Source organism: Streptomyces sp. NPDC047081 (assembly GCF_040643775.1).
Taxonomy (GTDB): domain Bacteria; phylum Actinomycetota; class Actinomycetes; order Streptomycetales; family Streptomycetaceae; genus Streptomyces.
In genome coordinates this window covers 347,944-363,298 of sequence record NZ_JBEYUY010000001.1, presented here as the reverse complement: position 1 = coordinate 363,298, position 15,355 = coordinate 347,944, and the positions used below count along the sequence as shown (strand labels likewise).

The window sequence follows — 15,355 nt, the reverse complement described above, 5'->3', positions numbered from 1 at the left end:
ACCCCGCCAGGATCAGCGTGAACGCCGCCCCGATGCCCCACGTCAGGTCCTCGCCCAGGAACACGGCGCCCGCCGCCACCGCCACCGCCGGGTTGACGTACGTGAAGACCGTCGAACGCGTCGGGCCCACCTCCTTGATCAGTTCCAGGAAGGCCACGAAGGCGAGTGCCGTGCAGATCGCGCCCAGGGCCAGCAAGGACACCAGGACCGTCGTCGACGGCATCGACGTCGGCCGGCTCGTCGCCGCCGCCGGGGCGTACACCAGCGCCGCCAGCGTCAGGCACGGGACTATGAGCTGCAGCGTCGGCACGTCCTTCAGCCAGCGGGATGCGATCAGCGGTGCCGTCGCGTAGCCCAGGACCGTCAGGAACACCTCCCCCAGCGAGCGCGCGTCTCCGCCCCTCAGGTGCGGGATCGTCAGGACCGCCACGCCCGCCAGGCCCAGCGCCAAGCCCGTCATCCGCCGTACGCCCAGGTGTTCCGTGTTGCCGAAGAAGCGGGACAGGACCACCCCGACGATCGGTACGCCCGCTATCAGCAGGCCCGCCGTCGAGCTGGACAGATGCCTCTCCGCGTCCGTCAGCGTGAACCACGGGCCGACGATCTCGATGCACGCGAACGCCAGCATCGGCAGCCAGTGCGCGCGGATCGTGTGCAGCAGGCCGCCGCCTCGTATCGCGAAAGGCAGCAGGAGCGCCGCGCCCAGCGCGCACCTCGTGAAGACCACCATCGATGGGGACATCGGCGCGTCCACCGCCACCTTGATCATCAGGTAGGGGACGCCCCAGACCACTCCCATCAGGGAGAACAGGAACCAGCCGCGTGCAGTCATGCACACACCTTCGGCCGGATCAGGGTCCGACGTCTTGAACGCTGTTGCGGTACGCCGCCGGAGTCACCCCCAGCACCCGGCGGAACCAGCGCGTCAGGTGCGCCTGGTCCGCGAAGCCGACCAGCGATGCCGCCTCCGCCGGGCGCACCCCCGTGTCCAGGAGGCGGCGGGCCCGGGTCACCCGGTACTGGGCCAGCCAGGCGTACGGCGGCAGCCCCATCGTCGTACGGAAGGCTCGGAGGAGCTGGTAGCGGGACAGGCCGAGGTCCCTCGCCAGGTCGGCCAGGGAAGGAGGGTCCAGGAGTTCGTCCGCCAGGCGGTCCCTTACGACCGTCGCGACCTGGTCGGCTCCGGGGACCAGGTCGGAGACGGAAGGTGTCGTGGAGTGGCGGCGGGCCAGGGCCGTGAGCAGCCACGGCAGGCGGGATTCCGCCTCCAGGGGGTCGGGGCAGGTGCCCAGTTCCGTGTGGGTGCGGAGGATCGCCGCGGCCAGTTCCGGGTCGTCTATCAGGGGCTCGCGGAAGTGCGGGACGCCGCCGGCCGGCGTGCCCTCCGTCAGGAGTGACGGGGCCGCGTACAGGGCCCGGTACGCGTAGCCGTCGGTCGCGTTGCCGGGGCCTCCCGTGTGCACCTCGCCCGGCGCCAGTACGACTATGGAGCCCGGGCCCGTGCGGATGTGGCCGCCCCGGTAGTCGATCACCTCGGAGCCGTCCACGCACACGCCGACCGTGAACTCCTCGTGCGCGTGCGGGGCGTAGACATGCTTGTCGAAGCGGGCGGTCAGGAGGTCCAGGGAGGGTCCGCAGCGGCCCAGCCGCGTCCTGGTCCACCGTGCTTTCTCCATGAGCCGCCCCCTTCGTCGTCCTCAGGGTGCAACGCCGGGAGGATCAGAGAAAGTCCGCGGTCTCCAGGTGGAAGGCGAAGGGTTCGGGGAGAGCGAGCGACTTGCCGAAAGCGAGAGTGCAGTGCTGCCGGTAGTCGTTGTTCTCCGGGTCGCTGAACAAGGTGACCTCGGAGGTGCCACGGTCGACGAGCAGGTGGAGGGGAATGCCGCCGCGGGCGTAGCAGCGGCGCTTGGCCTCGCGGTCGACCTTGGGCTTCGTGGAAGTCACCTCGAGCACCATGGCGACGCCGTTGCAGGGCATCCAGGGGTCGGCACCCCGATACAAAGCCAGCTCCGCAGGCGCGAAGGTGCCGTCCGGGATCACATGGTCTTTCGGGCAGCCCTCCGCGTTCTTCAGCTTCAGTCCCTTGTTCCCGGAGAAGTCCATGTCGGTCCGCGACCGCCTGATCATCTGCGTCACAATCCGGCTGATGTAGTGCTCGTGGTCCCCGTCCGGCGGCGGCGTCACGACGATCTCCCCCTCGATCAGCTCTGCCCGGAAGCCCTCCGGAGTCTCCAGGGCGAGAAACCACTCCAGCAGGAGCTCCTGCGTGATCGGTTCGTGTGCCACGGCAGTCATGTCACGCCCCTCCTTTCGCCGCTCGCCAGACTGGGACACCGGAAGATCACCTGTCCAAGAGATCGGGAACCGTTCCCTCGATCGTGGCACACGATCACGTCGGCCGTCAGGCATCGCCCCGCCCGCTTGACCCTGCCGCGACGTCAGCGTTTGTACTGGTGCCATGCGGATCGGAGAACTCGCCGCCGCCGTCGGCGTCACCACGCGGACCGTGCGGCACTACCACCACCAGGGCCTGCTGCCGGAACCCGAGCGGCTCGCCAACGGCTACCGGGACTACACCCTGCGGCACGCCGTCGTACTCGCGCGCATCCGGCGGCTGACCGAACTGGGCCTCGGTCTCGCCGAAGTGCGGGACGTGCTCGCCGAGGACGCCGGCAAGGATCTCGCCGAGGTGCTCACCGAACTCGACGAGGACCTGGCCCGGCAGGAAGCGGCGATCCGGGAGCGTCGGGCGCGGCTGCGGGCGCTGCTGGAGACGGACGGGCAGCTGACCGCCGAGGGTCCGGTGTCACCCGAACTCGCCTCGGTCTTCGGGGACTTGGCCCATGCCGCCACCGACTCCCCCATGGCCGCCAAGGACCGCGAGATGCTCGCGCTCATCGACAGCATGGCGTCGGTGAAGGACCGCGAGCAGCTGATGGGCATGCTGCGTGACGCCCTCACCTCCCCCGAGGCCAAGGCGCGGGCACTCAAGGCGTACGCGCTCCTCGACGCGCTCGCCGACGCCGACCCCGCCGACCCGCGCGTGGACGAGGCCGCCCGCGTTCTCGCCGAATGCGTCCCGCACGGCCTGCTCCCCCAGGAGACGGTCGACCACGACGACAGCTTCATGCGCGCCTTCTACGCCGACTTCGCGCCCGCCCAGGCGGAGGCCATCCGCCGGACGCTGCGGATCCTCGCCGGGGAGGGGCCGTGAGGACGGCGTACCTCCTGCTCCGCCACGAACTGCGGCTGCTGGCAAGCCTGTTGATGTGGCTGACCCGGCGCACGCACGGGGTCGGAGGCGGGCGGGGGTTCGGGTACGCGCGCGGGCAGGGCGCGGTGATGTTCGGGTTCGCGTTCGTGTGCGTGGTCGAGACGGTGACCATGTCCGTTCTGCTGCGCGGCTACCCGGCGCTGCACCGGGTGGTGCTGGTGCTGGACGCGTACACGGTCGTGTTCATCGTCGCGCTGCACGCCGCCTCCGTCGTACGGCCGCACGTGCTCGACGCCGGTTCGCTGCGGATCCGGCGGGCCGTCCACGTCGACCTGCGCATACCGCTGCATCAAATCGGCACCGTCCGGCGGGAGTTGCGCACAACTCACGACCGGGTAGAGGGCCAACTCGACGTGCCAGTAGGCTCGCAGACCGCAATCACCCTCGAACTCACCGCGCCCGTAACCCACTTCACCTTCCTCGGCCGCCGCCGGGACGACATCAGGCTCGTGCGCTTCCACGCCGACGACGCCGACACCCTCGTACACGAGATACGGGCCCTCACGCGGGCGCGAAGCATACCTTCGCCGCCGCTCCCGGATCGGCCTGGGTGAGGCGTACCCGTAGGCGTTCCCCCAGCGGCAGGTGTTCGCCCTCGATGCGGCCGATGATCGCAGGGGACTCCAACTGGACGGTGCCGACGGTGGGTTGGCGGTCCTCGATCTCCACCACGACCGCGTCGAAGATCTCTCCTACGCGGTCCTTGAGCAGCGCCGCCTCCACGATGTCCACGCACGCCCGCTCCACCGCGCCCGCGCGGCGGGTGCCGTCGGCCATCTCGTGCGGGAGGGTGTCCAGGGCGGCCGGCACCCAGTCGGGCGGGGCCTCGCCTGCGGCCGCCGCGAGGCAGATTTCGGAGGCGTAGCGGTCGGCCAGGCGGCGGAGCGGGGCCGTGCAGTGGGCGTAGGGGGCGGCTACCGCGGCGTGGGTGGTGATGGGCGGGAGGGTGCCGTCCCGGAAGACCGTGTAGCCGGCGCCGCGCAGCAGCGTCGTGCACTCCTGGAGGAAGGCCGCGTGGTCGGGGCGGTGCGGGTCGAGGGAGCGGATCAGCTGGGCGTACGAGACGTGGTGCGGCCAGTCGATGTGCAGGGCCTGCGCGGTACGGCGGAGGCGGCCGACGGCGCCGTCCGGGGCGGCGGGGAGCGTGCGCAGGACGCCGGTGCCGTGGGCGAGCATGAGGTCGGCGGCCGCCATGCCGGTCAGGAGCGAGATCTGGGCGTTCCAGCCGTCGGCGGGGAGGGGCGCGCGGTAGCTCAGCTCGTACGTGTGGTCCCGCTCGACGATCTCCTGCTCGGGCACGTTGAGCGAGATCCCGCCCCGCTCCACCTCAAGGCGTTCCCGCGCCTCCCCGATCTCCTTCAGCAGCGCCAGCGGCTCCTCGGCCGTCTTCTCGTCGAGCTGCTTCTGTACGTGCGCGTAGTCGAGCTTGGCCCGGCTGCGGACGAGCGCGCGGCGGACGTCGACGGCGCGGGTGCGGCCGTCGGCGTCGAGGTCGATGGTCCAGAGGGCGGCCGGGCGGATCTGGCCGGGGAGCAGGCTGGCGGCGCCCTCGCTCAGCAGCTTCGGGTGCAGGGGGATGCGCTCGTCCGGGAAGTAGAGAGTCGTCACCCGCCGGTGGGTCTCCACGTCCAGCGCCGACCCCGGTACGACGAAGGCGGCGACGTCGGCGATGGCGTACCGGACGCGGTAGCCGGTGCCCTGACGGGACAGGTGCATCGCCTGGTCGAGGTCGGTGGAGGCGGGCGGGTCGATGGTGAAGAGGGGGATGTCCGTGGCGTCGTACGCCGGGAGGACCGGGGCCTTGGCGGCACGCTCGGCCTCGGCGAGCGCTTCGGCCGGGTAGCTCTCGGGGACGTCGAGTTCGGTGCGCAGGGCGGTGAGGGCGGCCCGGAGGGGGGCTTCGGGGGCGCCGGTCACTCGGATGTGGCGACGGGGCATACGGCGAGCGTAGAACGCGGGTCGGACAGTGGCACGCCGTACGCTGTCGCAGAGCTCAACAGAAGGAGATCTTCCGTGCTGGTCCTGCTGCCGCCCTCCGAAGGCAAGGCCTCCTCCGGCCGTGGCGCCCCGCTCAAGCTGGAGTCGCTGTCGCTGCCGGGGCTGACCCCCGCCCGTGAGGCCGTACTCGGCGAGCTGGTGGAACTGTGCGCCGGGGACGAGGAGAAGGCGCGCGAGGTGCTCGGGCTGAGCGAGGGGCTGCGGGGCGAGATCGGCAAGAACACGGAGCTGCGCACGGCCGGTGCGCGGCCCGCCGGGGAGATCTACACGGGGGTGCTGTACGACGCCCTCGACCTCGCCTCCCTCGACGCCGCCGCGAAGAAGCGCGCCGCGCGCTCGCTGCTGGTCTTCTCCGGGCTGTGGGGCGCGGTGCGGGTGACGGACAGGATTCCGTCCTACCGCTGCTCGATGGGGGTGAAGCTGCCCGGGCTCGGCGCGCTGGGTGCGCACTGGCGGGCGCCGATGGCGGAGGCGCTGCCGGAAGCGGCCGGGGGCGGGCTCGTCCTGGATCTGCGGTCCTCGGCGTACGCGGCCGCGTGGAAGCCGAAGGGTGAGGTGGCCGGGCGGACCGCGAGCGTACGGGTGCTGCACGCGCCGACCCGCAAGGTGGTCAGCCACTTCAACAAGGCCACGAAGGGGCGGATCGTACGGAGCCTGCTGACGGCCGGGGTCGCGCCGAAGGGGCCGGCGGAGCTGGTGGAGGCGTTGCGGGACCTGGGGTATGTGGTGGAGGTGGAGCCGCCGAAGGGTGGGGCCGCGAAGGCGTGGATGTTGGACGTGCTGGTGGACGAGATCCACTGACCAGCCTGGATGAGGATTGTTGCAGCATGCGCAATGGGCTTTGCGCATGCTGCATGTCGGCGGCACGATGAGGGCATGACCTCCCTCCTGGATCTCGCCCCGGTCGTCCCCGTGGTCGTACTCGACGACGTCGCCGACGCCGTGCCGCTCGCCCGTGCGCTGGTCGCCGGGGGGCTGCCGGCGATCGAGGTGACCTTGCGGACTCCGGTCGCGCTGGACGCGATACGGGCGATCGCCGAGGGAGTGCCGGACGCGGTGGTCGGGGCCGGGACCGTGATCACGCCGGAGCAGGTGAAGGAGTCGGTGGCGGCCGGGGCGCGCTTCCTGGTCAGCCCGGGCTGGACGGACGTACTGCTGGAGGCGATGCGGGGGTCCGGGGTGCCGTTCCTGCCGGGGGTGTCGACCACGTCGGAGGTCGTGGCGCTGCTGGAGCGCGGGGTGCGGGAGATGAAGTTCTTCCCGGCGCAGGCGGCGGGCGGGACGGCGTATCTGAAGTCCCTGGCCGGGCCCTTGCCGCAGGCCCGCTTCTGCCCGACGGGCGGGATCGGTGTCGCCAATGCGCCGGAGTATCTGGAGCTGCCCAACGTCGGCTGTGTGGGCGGGACTTGGATGATTCCGGCCGATGCGGTCGCCGCCGGCGACTGGGGGCGGATCGAGGGGCTGGCGCGGGAGGCGGCGGGGCTCAGGCCACGCGGATGACGACCTTGCCGAAGGCCGCGCCGGAGGCGTAGTGGCGGTAGGCCGCGCGCGTGTCGTCGTACGGGAAGACGCGGTCGATGACGGGGCGGATGCCGTGCAGGGAAATCGCTCGGTTCATCTGCTCGAAGTGGGTGCGGCTGCCGACGAAGAGCCGCCGCATGGTCAGCAGGCTCGACGCGAGGGCGTCGGTGGTGATCTGCAGGGTGTCCTTGTGCGGGCTGTTCGCGGCGACGAGGGCGATACGGCCGTAGAGGGCGGTCGCGCGGACCGACTGCTCGATGGTGTCGGGGCCGCCCGTCTCGACGACGAGGTCCGCGCCGCGGCCGCCGGTCAGTTCGCGGACGGCCGCTGACCAGGCGGGATTCTCGGTGTAGTTCAGGACGTGGTCGGCGCCGAGGGACTTGAGGCGTTCGGCCTTCTCGGGGCTGGACGTCGTGGCGACGACCCGTGCGCCGAGCGTCTTGGCGAACTGGACGGCGAACAGGGCCAGTGCGCCCGTGCCGAGGGTCAGGACCGTCTCGCCAGGGAGGACCGGCTCGGCGCCGGTGAGGGCGTTCCAGGCGGTGACGCCCGCGCAGGGCAGGCAGGCCGCCTCCTCCCAGGTCAGGTGGTCGGGGACGGCTACGGCGGCGGTCTCGTCGAGGCGGACGTACTCGGCGAGCATGCCGGGCAGGGTGGCGCCGGGCTGGTCGATGAGGGCGGGGGTGATCCGGCCGTCGAGCCAGCGCGGGAAGTAGGTGCTGGTGACGCGGTCGCCCGCGCGGAAGCGGGTGACCTGCTCCCCCACCGCGACCACCTCGCCGGCGCCGTCGCTTACGGGGGTCACGCCCGGGGCGGCCTTGAGGGGGTACGTGCCGTCGAGGATGAGCAGGTCGCGCTTGTTGAGGGATACGGCGTGGATGCGTACGACGATGTCGTGCGGGCCGGGGTCGGGTGGGCCGGGGGTGTCGCGGAGGGTTATGCCGTCGATGGAGCCGGGGTGTTCCAGGTGGTAGGTGCGCATGCGGTCATGCTGGTCGGGGTGGGGGCGGGGCTCAATTCCCGGCAGGGTATGGGCGGGTGTCCGTGCTGGCGGGGGGCGGTTGTCGTACCCGTGACGTACAACTGGGCGTATGGCCACCACCGTGGAACAGCCGCCGCCGTTCGCCCGGGAGTTGTTGCGCTGGCGTACCGTGCGGCGGGTCAGTCAGCTGGAGCTCGCCGTGCGGGCGGGGACCACGCAGAGATACGTGAGTTTCATCGAGCGGGGGCGTTCCGTGCCGGGGCGGGCGGTCGTGATGCGGCTGGCCGAGTCGCTGGGGCTGACCCTGCGGGAGCGGAACGCGCTGTTGCTGGCGGCGGGTTACGCGCCCGCGTTCGCCGAGTCGCCGCTGGACGCGGTCGAACTCGCGCCTGTGCGGGAGGCGTTGGACGGAATCCTGGAAGGGCATCTGCCGTATCCGGCGGTGGTCGCCGGGCCCCGGGGTGAACTCGTCGCGGCGAACGGCGCGTTCGACGTACTGGCGGAGGGGGCGGCGGCGGAGTTGCTGGAGCCGCCGGTGAATGCGCTGCGGCTTGCGCTGCATCCTCGGGGGATGGCGCCGCGGGTGGTGAACCTGGACGCGTGGGGGCGGCACATCGTCGAGAACCTGCGGGCGCGGGCGTTGCGCAGTCCCGATCCGCTGCTGGACGGGCTGGTGGCGGAACTGACGGGCTATCTACCGCCGTTGAGCGAGCCCGGGGACGACTATCTCGGGTTCGCCGTGCCGCTGCGGCTGCGGTGCGCGGAGGGTGAGCTGCGGCTGCTGACCACGCTCACGTCCTTCGCGACCGCCGTCGACGTCACGCTGGCCGAGCTGCATCTGGAGGCGTTTCTGCCGGCGGACGCGGAGACGGCGGAGATACTGCGGAAGCGGGGCGGTGAGCGCGGGTGAGGGACCTCGGCCTTGTCCCGGCGCGCCGCCTCAGCGCAGGTGAGAGGTGTCGTTGAAGAGGCGGACGCTCGCGTTGCCGTCGGCGTAGTAGGCGACGGCGGAGAGGGCGGCCGCGGAGAGTTCCATGCGGAACAGGGACTCCGGCGGGGCGCCGAGGGCGAGTTGGACGAAAGTCTTGATCGGGGTGACGTGGGAGACGAGGAGGACGGTGCGGCCCGCGTAGGCCGCGACCAGCTTGTCGCGGGCGGCGGCGATCCGGACCGCCGTCGCGGCGAAGCTCTCGCCGCCGCCGGAGGGTTCGGCGGTCGGGTCGGCCAGCCACCGGGTGAGGTCGTCGGGATAACGCTCGCGGACCTCCCCGAAGGTCAGCCCCTCCCAGGCACCGAAGTCCGTCTCGCGGATGCCCTCGTCGACGGTCACGTCGAGACCGAGGTGACGGGCGACGATGCCGGCGGTCTCACGGGTCCGGGCGAGGGGGGAGGCGACGATGGCCTGGATAGTGCCGCGCCGGGCAAGCGCAGCGCCGGCCCGCTCGGCCTGCTCACGTCCTACGTCGGAGAGGGAGGGGTTGGTACCGCCGGATCCGGAGAACCGCTTCTGAGGGGTCAGCGGAGTCTCCCCATGCCGCAGCAGTACGAAGGTCGCCGGCGCCCCCATATCGGCCGGAGCCCACCCGGGCGACGCGACAACGCCAGCGGCACGAGCATCGGCGTCAGCCTTCGCGGCTCCGCGGCGAGAAGCAGAGGCGGAAGATGAATCGAGCTCGGCAGAAGAATCCGCCGCCGACCACCGCTCCCCCCGCTTCCCCGCATCCATCGCCTCGTTCGCGAGCCGGTCCGCGTGCTTGTTCCGCTCTCGCGGGATCCACTCGTACGTCACCCGGTCCGCCGGGAACACCCGTGCCGCCTCCATCGCCAGCGGCTTCATGTCGGGGTGCTTGATCTTCCAGCGGCCCGACATCTGCTCGACGACCAGCTTGGAGTCCATGCGGACGTGGACGCGGGCGGACGGGTCCAGGTCGTACGCCGCGCGCAGGCCCGCCAGCAGCCCCCGGTACTCGGCGACGTTGTTCGTGGCGACGCCGATGTACTCGGCCGCCTCCACCAGCGTCTCCCCGGTCACCGCGTCCAGCACCACGGAGCCGTACCCCGCGGGCCCGGGGTTGCCCCGTGACCCGCCGTCGGCCTCGACGATGAACTCCCGCACAGCACAAGCCCCTTACAGACGCCCTACAGACCGGACTCGGCCGTGCGCACGAGGATGCGGCGGCAGTTCTCGCAGCGCACCACCGTGTCGGGCGCGGCCGCGCGGATCTCGTTGATGTCGGTGATGGCGAGCTCCTGCCGGCAGCCCTGGCAGGTCCGCTGGTAGAGCTTGGCCGCGCCGATCCCGCCCTGCTGCTCGCGCAGCTTGTCGTACAGCTTGAGCAGGTCCGCGGGGATCGTGCCGGCGATGACCTCGCGCTCCTTCGTCACCGTCGCCACCTCCCCGTCGATCTCCTCGAACGCCGCGTCCCGGCGCGCGGTCGCGTCGTCGATCTTCGACTGGACCGAGGAGACCCGCTCGGTCAGCTCGCGCACCCGCTCCTGCACGGACTCGATGCGCTCCATGACCTCCAGGACGACGTCCTCCAGGTCGCCCTGCCGCTTGGCGAGGGAGGCGATCTCGCGCTGGAGGTTCTCCAGGTCCTTCGGGGAGGTCACCGCACCGGAGTCCAGGCGCTGCTGGTCGCGGGCCGCGCGCTGGCGCACCTGGTCCACGTCCTGCTCTGCCTTGGTCTGCTCGCGGGCGGTGTCGCTCTCCTCGGTCTGCGCGGCGACGAGGAGGTCGCGCAGCTGGGTGGCGTCCTTGGTCAGCGAATCGATCTCGGCGTGCTCGGGCAGCGACCGCCGCTTGTGGGCGAGCTGCTGGAGGCGTACGTCGAGTCCCTGGACGTCGAGGAGTCGGATCTGGTCGGCGGGCGCGGCGTTCAGTTGGGGGCTCCCGATGAGTTGGAGGTGGCGGACGCCGCGTGGGCGGTCCAGGGGTCGGTGACCGTCTTGGAGACATGCACGCGCAGGTCCCAGCCGTGGCGGTCGGAGATCTCGTCGAGCTGGGTGGCGGCCAGCTCGCACCAGGGCCACTCGGTGGCCCAGTGCGCCGCGTCGAGCAGCGCGAGGGGGCTTCGCAGTACGGCCTCGGAGGCCGGGTGGTGACGCAGGTCCGCGGTGAGGAAGGCGTCCACGCCGGCCGCGCGGACCTGGTCGAAGAGGCTGTCGCCGGAGCCGCCGCTGACGGCGACCGTGCGGACCAGCGCCTCGGGGTCGCCGGCGACCCGGATGCCCTGCGCGGTGCCGGGCAGCCGCTCGGCGGCCCGCGCGGCGAGCTCGCGGACGGTCACCGGGCGGTCGAGCTCGCAGACACGGCCCAGCCCGCGGCGGCCCTCCAGGTCGGTCGGGTCCGGCACGAGGGGTCGTACGACTCGAAGGTCGAGGGCGCCGGCGAGCGCGTCGGAGACGCCCGGGTCGGCGGTGTCGGCGTTGGTGTGGGCGACGTGCAGCGCGATGTCGTTCTTGATGAGGGTGTGCACGACCCGGCCCTTGAAGGTGGAGGCCGCGACCGTCGTCGTACCGCGGAGGTAGAGCGGGTGGTGGGTGACCAGCAGGTCGGCGCCGAGCTTCACCGCCTCGTCGACGATCTCCCGCACGGGGTCGACGGCGAACAGGACCCGGGTGACCTCCTGGTCGGGGTCGCCCACGACCGTGCCGACCGCGTCCCAGGACTCGGCCCGCTCGGCGGGCCACAGGTTCTCCAGCGCGGCGATGACTTCAGACAGACGGGGCACGGACAAAAGGCTACCTGCCCCATCCCTGCGCCTAAACCGGCGCCGCTCTCGCGGAGGTGGCTGCCCGCCGTCGTGGTTCCTCAATTGATGGTTGCGGTGATCTTGGGTTGGAAAACCCGTGACCCCGCTCAGCACACCGGTCCCCGTTTCCTCAGGCGAATCGTTCCTGTGCCACCCCTTTGTGTGAAGGGTGAGCCTCGTGGTCCCACGCCTGTGCGTGCGAAAACTAGCTTCGTGGCCGGAGGTGACCAGACGATGACGGCCTGTGCGATCGAGCCCGAGGCTGCTCCCGAGGACGAGTTTCCGCGGGCGGGCTGCACCATCACCGCGGACGGCGCCTATGCCGCCCGCCTCGCGCTGGACGGCGACTCGTGGTTCCCGGAGCGCTGGACGCTGGACGGCCCGGAGCCGTACGTGGTGCCGCTGCCCGGCAACCAGCCCGAGGAGCCCGGCACCGAGGTGCAGCCGATGGGGGACGGGCGGGTGCTGATCCGGCGTGTGTCGGAGGGGCGGCACGTCTTCTCGCTGCTGTATCCGACCGGGCCCGGCACCGGCGAGGTGCTGATCGGCGCGGTCGAGTGCCCGGACGAGGGGACCCGGCTGCGGCTGCTGCCACCGGCGCCGGGCGGCGAGAAGGCGTACGCGCTCTCCGTGGGCCGGCGCTCCAGCACGGTGTGGCTGGTGGCGGGCGGGGCCTTCGGGCCCGAGCACGTCGCGGAGATCCCGGGGCGCTGCTCGGGCGGGGTGTGGCTGGACCGGGCGGGGCGGATGCTTGCCCTGGACCGGGAGGTCGGCGGGTGTACGAAGGCGATCACGGTTGATCTGGAGCGGGCCGGGGAGGTCTCGCCGCTGCTGCAGATCGCGTCCGGCAGCAACGACCGGCTGCTGCTCGCCGACCCCGACAGCGGCCTGCTCCTGATCGCCTCGGACGCGCCCTCGCCCGGCGCGGAACGGCTCGGCTGGGGTGTCCTCGGCTCCACCCTGCCGGTCCGCTTCCCGGAGTGCCTGCGGGTGCCGGACTGCACGGTGACGCCGTTCGCGATCCAGCCGGGGCAGGTGCTGATGCCGGAGAGCTGCGGGGTGGCGCTGCGGGTCGACGGGCCGATGGGCAGCTGGGTCGGGCTGTGGCGGCCGGATCTGCGGCAGGTGCACCATCTCCCGGCGCCGGAGGGGTGGTTGACCGGCACGGGGCTGTGGACCAGGGACGGGGAGCTCCAACTGCCGTACGCCGATGCGGAGGTGACGTGCGGGGTGGCGCGGGTGCGGGTGCCTTCGGACGAACAGGCGGAGGAGCAGAAGGAGGAACAGAAGGAGCCGCAGGAACAGGGAGAGACAGCGGATCCGGGGGAAGCAGGGCGAGCAGAGGAACCGGAGGAGCCGTCGCAAGCGGAGCCTCCGGAGCCGGTCGCGCCGCGTCCCGTGCCCCTGCGGGAGGCTCCTCTGGGGCGTCTTGTAACGAACTAGTGCCGGTTGGCTGTGCCGTCTGGATTCGGGGTGAGGTGTGCCGGTTAAACTCGCCCGGCTGTTAGAAAGATCATGTTGACGGGGTGAATCCTTCCGATGAGCGACGCAAGCACCATGCAGCCGCTGTCCACCGAGTCCCAGGACGACGCCGGGCACGGCCGTCACCGGGGGCAGCTCTCGGCCCAGGACGGTGACACGGCCCCTCGCGGCCGGCACCGCAAGCAGTCCGAGGACACGGAGGCGGCCGCCTGACGGCACGCACCACGTAGGGCCCGCACGCTGATCGGCGTGCGGGCCCTACGTGCCTCTTCGCGCCTCTAGGTCCTCTTGAGCCCCAGCACCTCCGCCGCCCCGAACGTCTCCCCGTCCGGCCGTTCCGCATAGTGCGGAGTGAGTACGGCGTCCAGCTCGTCGTAGGTGAAGGCGTCCTGCTTGCTGTCGAACTTCGCGCGGACCCGGGGCCGGTCGACCACCGCGACCATGCCGCCGTGCACCACGAGCAGCTGGCCGTTGACGCGGCTCGCGGCGGGTGAGGCCAAGTAGCCGACCAGCGGGGCGACATGCTCGGGCGAGAGCGGGTCGAGGCCGTCCGTCGGCTGGTCGAAGCCCGCGAAGACGTCCTCCGTCATCCGGGTGCGGGCGCGCGGGCAGATGGCGTTCGCCGTGACGCCATACTTGGCGAGGGCGAGGGCGGTCGAGGTGGTGAGGCCGACGATTCCGCCCTTCGCCGCCGCGTAGTTGGGCTGCCCTGCCGAGCCCGCCAGGAACGCCTCCGAGGAGGTGTTCACGATCCGGCCGTACACCTGCCCGCCCGTCGCCTTCGCCCGCTCACGCCAGTGCGCCGCCGCGAAGTGGGTCGTGTTGAAGTGGCCCTTGAGGTGGACCCGAATCACCGAGTCCCACTCCCCCTCGCTCATGGAGAAGACCATCCGGTCGCGCAGGATGCCCGCGTTGTTGACCAGGATGTCCAGCTTGCCGAATTCGGTGATCGCCAACTCGACCAGTGTGCACGCCTGTTGGAAGTCGGCGACGTCCCCGGTGTGGGCGAGGGCCTTTCCGCCGGCCGCGCGGATCTCGGCGGCGACCTCCTCGGCGGGGCCGGTCGAGGCCTCCCCCGAGCCGTCCCGCCCTGGTTGCCCGAAGTCGTTGACGACGACGGCCGCACCGAGCCGGGCGAGTTCGAGCGCCTCGGCCCGGCCCAGGCCACGACCGGCGCCGGTGACGACGGCCGACAGTCCTTCAAGTGGCAGCGACACGGACACTCCCGTCAGATCTCGATGCACGTACGGAGCGCCGTGCCCGTCCGCATCTGGTCCAGCGCCTCGTTGATGTCGGCCAGCGCCACCCGGTGCGTGATCAGGCCCTCCAGGTCGATGCGGCCGGCCCGCCACAGGGCGATGGTCCGCTCGTAGGAGCGCAGGACGTCGCCGCCGCCGTACATGGACGGGAGGATCCGCTTCTCGTCGAAGAACAGCTCGAACATGTTGAGCTGGAGGAAGTCGTCCATGGCGCCCGCGCCGACGACCACGAGCGTGCCGCCGCGCCGGGTGTTCTCGTACGCCGTGCGGGCGGTGACGGACTTGCCGACGACCTCGAAGACGTAGTCGAAGCCCTCGCCGCCGGTGACCTCCTGCTTGGCGGCGGCCAGCTCGTCCGGCGAAACGGCCCTGGTCGCACCGAACTTGAGCGCGGACTCGCGGCGCGAGGCGACCGGGTCGACGGCGACGATCTCCGCCGCGCCCTTGAGCCGCGCGCCCTGGATCGCGGAGATGCCGACGCCCCCGCAGCCGATGACGGCGACCGACGAACCGGCCTCCACGTCCGCGGTGTTGAGGGCGGCGCCCAGCCCGGTGGTCACCCCGCAGCCGATCAGCGCGGCGATGTCGAAGGGCACGTCGTCGGGTATCGGCACCGCGCAGCCCGCGTCGACGACGACCTCCTCGGCGAAGGTGCCGGTGCCCGCGAAGCCGAAGACGTCACCGGCGGGGCGGCGGAAGTTGGGGGTGCCGGCGTTCATGAACCCGGCCAGGCACAGCTCGGTCTGGCCGCGCTTGCAGGCGGGACACTCGCCGCAGGCGGGCAGCCAGCACACGACCACCCGGTCGCCCGGCTTCACCCGTGTGACGCCCTCGCCCACCTCCAGGACCTCGCCCGCACCCTCGTGCCCCGGCACGAACGGCCCCGGCTGCGGCAGCACGCCGCTCATCGCGGACAGGTCCGAGTGGCACAGCCCGGTCGCCCGCACCCGGATCCGCACCCTGCCGGGCCCGAAGCCCGTCGCCTCGACGTCGTCGAGGACCTCCAGCTTGTCCTGGCCGATCTCGTGCAGTACGGCTGCTCGCATTGGTGCGGCTCCCCTCACATGCTCAACTGCCTACTGGA

16 protein-coding genes and 1 pseudogene are annotated in these 15,355 nt (G+C 71.7%); 7 read left to right on the top strand and 10 right to left on the bottom strand.

Annotated elements, in window-relative coordinates; translation table 11 throughout:
- Positions 1–46: 46 nt before the first annotated feature.
- The 3 genes and pseudogenes from ABZ848_RS01755 to ABZ848_RS01745 all read right to left on the bottom strand — a co-directional run.
- Positions 47–769: pseudogene (locus ABZ848_RS01755) on the bottom strand (DMT family transporter); the annotation flags it as partial.
- Positions 770–851: 82 nt separating this feature from the next.
- Positions 852–1,676 (bottom strand): AraC family transcriptional regulator, encoded by an 825-nt coding sequence (locus tag ABZ848_RS01750; RefSeq protein WP_360823552.1) that lies wholly within the window; start codon positions 1,674–1,676, stop codon positions 852–854.
- Between the two features lie 43 nt (positions 1,677–1,719).
- Positions 1,720–2,295 (bottom strand): Uma2 family endonuclease, encoded by a 576-nt coding sequence (locus ABZ848_RS01745; protein WP_360823549.1) that lies wholly within the window; start codon positions 2,293–2,295, stop codon positions 1,720–1,722.
- A 163-nt stretch (positions 2,296–2,458) separates the two neighbouring features.
- Between ABZ848_RS01745 and ABZ848_RS01740 the strand changes: the two genes are divergently transcribed.
- Together ABZ848_RS01740 and ABZ848_RS01735 are read left to right on the top strand one after the other, a co-directional pair.
- Positions 2,459–3,214, top strand: coding sequence for a MerR family transcriptional regulator (locus ABZ848_RS01740; protein WP_360823546.1), 756 nt, complete (start codon positions 2,459–2,461; stop codon positions 3,212–3,214).
- Positions 3,211–3,828, top strand: coding sequence for a hypothetical protein (locus ABZ848_RS01735; protein WP_360823543.1), 618 nt, complete (start codon positions 3,211–3,213; stop codon positions 3,826–3,828). Before ABZ848_RS01740 ends, ABZ848_RS01735 begins: the two co-directional genes overlap by 4 nt.
- Here ABZ848_RS01735 and ABZ848_RS01730 read toward each other — a convergent pair.
- Positions 3,776–5,212 (bottom strand): RNB domain-containing ribonuclease, encoded by a 1,437-nt coding sequence (locus ABZ848_RS01730; RefSeq protein ID WP_360823540.1) that lies wholly within the window; start codon positions 5,210–5,212, stop codon positions 3,776–3,778. The two genes, ABZ848_RS01735 and ABZ848_RS01730, sit on opposite strands and share 53 nt — an antisense overlap.
- Before the next feature lie 75 nt (positions 5,213–5,287).
- Here ABZ848_RS01730 and yaaA point away from each other — a divergent pair, with 75 nt between their 5' ends.
- Together yaaA and eda are read left to right on the top strand one after the other, a co-directional pair.
- A complete protein-coding gene (gene yaaA, locus ABZ848_RS01725; protein WP_360823537.1) occupies positions 5,288–6,073 on the top strand; it encodes a peroxide stress protein YaaA in 786 nt (261 codons plus the stop codon).
- 75 nt (positions 6,074–6,148) lie between these two features.
- Positions 6,149–6,772 (top strand): bifunctional 4-hydroxy-2-oxoglutarate aldolase/2-dehydro-3-deoxy-phosphogluconate aldolase, encoded by a 624-nt coding sequence (gene eda, locus ABZ848_RS01720; protein WP_360823534.1) that lies wholly within the window; start codon positions 6,149–6,151, stop codon positions 6,770–6,772.
- Here the strand turns inward: eda and ABZ848_RS01715 are convergent.
- Positions 6,756–7,775 (bottom strand): NAD(P)-dependent alcohol dehydrogenase, encoded by a 1,020-nt coding sequence (locus ABZ848_RS01715; protein ID WP_360823531.1) that lies wholly within the window; start codon positions 7,773–7,775, stop codon positions 6,756–6,758. The genes eda and ABZ848_RS01715 overlap by 17 nt on opposite strands.
- Positions 7,776–7,884: 109 nt before the next feature.
- On the opposite strand from ABZ848_RS01715, the gene ABZ848_RS01710 reads away from it, so the two are divergent.
- Positions 7,885–8,685 carry a helix-turn-helix transcriptional regulator gene (locus tag ABZ848_RS01710; protein WP_360823528.1) on the top strand — a complete coding sequence of 267 codons (801 nt, stop codon included), beginning with the start codon at positions 7,885–7,887 and terminating at the stop codon, positions 8,683–8,685.
- 30 nt (positions 8,686–8,715) lie between these two features.
- Here the strand turns inward: ABZ848_RS01710 and ABZ848_RS01705 are convergent, their stop codons facing one another.
- The 3 genes from ABZ848_RS01705 to ABZ848_RS01695 are packed head-to-tail and all read right to left on the bottom strand — an operon-like array spanning position 8,716 to position 11,509.
- Positions 8,716–9,891 (bottom strand): bifunctional RNase H/acid phosphatase, encoded by a 1,176-nt coding sequence (locus ABZ848_RS01705; RefSeq protein ID WP_360823525.1) that lies wholly within the window; start codon positions 9,889–9,891, stop codon positions 8,716–8,718.
- Between the two features lie 23 nt (positions 9,892–9,914).
- Complete coding sequence (locus ABZ848_RS01700) at positions 9,915–10,658, bottom strand: C4-type zinc ribbon domain-containing protein (protein WP_360824321.1); 744 nt, start codon at positions 10,656–10,658, stop codon at positions 9,915–9,917.
- Positions 10,655–11,509 (bottom strand): Nif3-like dinuclear metal center hexameric protein, encoded by an 855-nt coding sequence (locus ABZ848_RS01695; RefSeq protein ID WP_360823522.1) that lies wholly within the window; start codon positions 11,507–11,509, stop codon positions 10,655–10,657. The genes ABZ848_RS01700 and ABZ848_RS01695 overlap by 4 nt, the downstream gene beginning before the upstream one ends.
- A gap of 255 nt (positions 11,510–11,764) precedes the next feature.
- Here ABZ848_RS01695 and ABZ848_RS01690 point away from each other — a divergent pair, with 255 nt between their 5' ends.
- Together ABZ848_RS01690 and ABZ848_RS01685 are read left to right on the top strand one after the other, a co-directional pair.
- A complete protein-coding gene (locus ABZ848_RS01690; RefSeq protein ID WP_360823520.1) occupies positions 11,765–12,973 on the top strand; it encodes a hypothetical protein in 1,209 nt (402 codons plus the stop codon).
- 96 nt (positions 12,974–13,069) lie between these two features.
- Complete coding sequence (locus tag ABZ848_RS01685; protein WP_360823517.1) at positions 13,070–13,225, top strand: hypothetical protein; 156 nt, start codon at positions 13,070–13,072, stop codon at positions 13,223–13,225.
- Positions 13,226–13,290: 65 nt separating this feature from the next.
- Here the strand turns inward: ABZ848_RS01685 and ABZ848_RS01680 are convergent, their stop codons facing one another.
- Positions 13,291–14,229: a 3-oxoacyl-ACP reductase gene (locus ABZ848_RS01680; protein ID WP_360823509.1), complete on the bottom strand. Its 939-nt coding sequence runs from the start codon at positions 14,227–14,229 to the stop codon at positions 13,291–13,293.
- Positions 14,230–14,240: 11 nt separating this feature from the next.
- Positions 14,241–15,317 carry a Zn-dependent alcohol dehydrogenase gene (locus ABZ848_RS01675; protein ID WP_360823506.1) on the bottom strand — a complete coding sequence of 359 codons (1,077 nt, stop codon included), beginning with the start codon at positions 15,315–15,317 and terminating at the stop codon, positions 14,241–14,243.
- Positions 15,318–15,355: the final 38 nt, after the last annotated feature.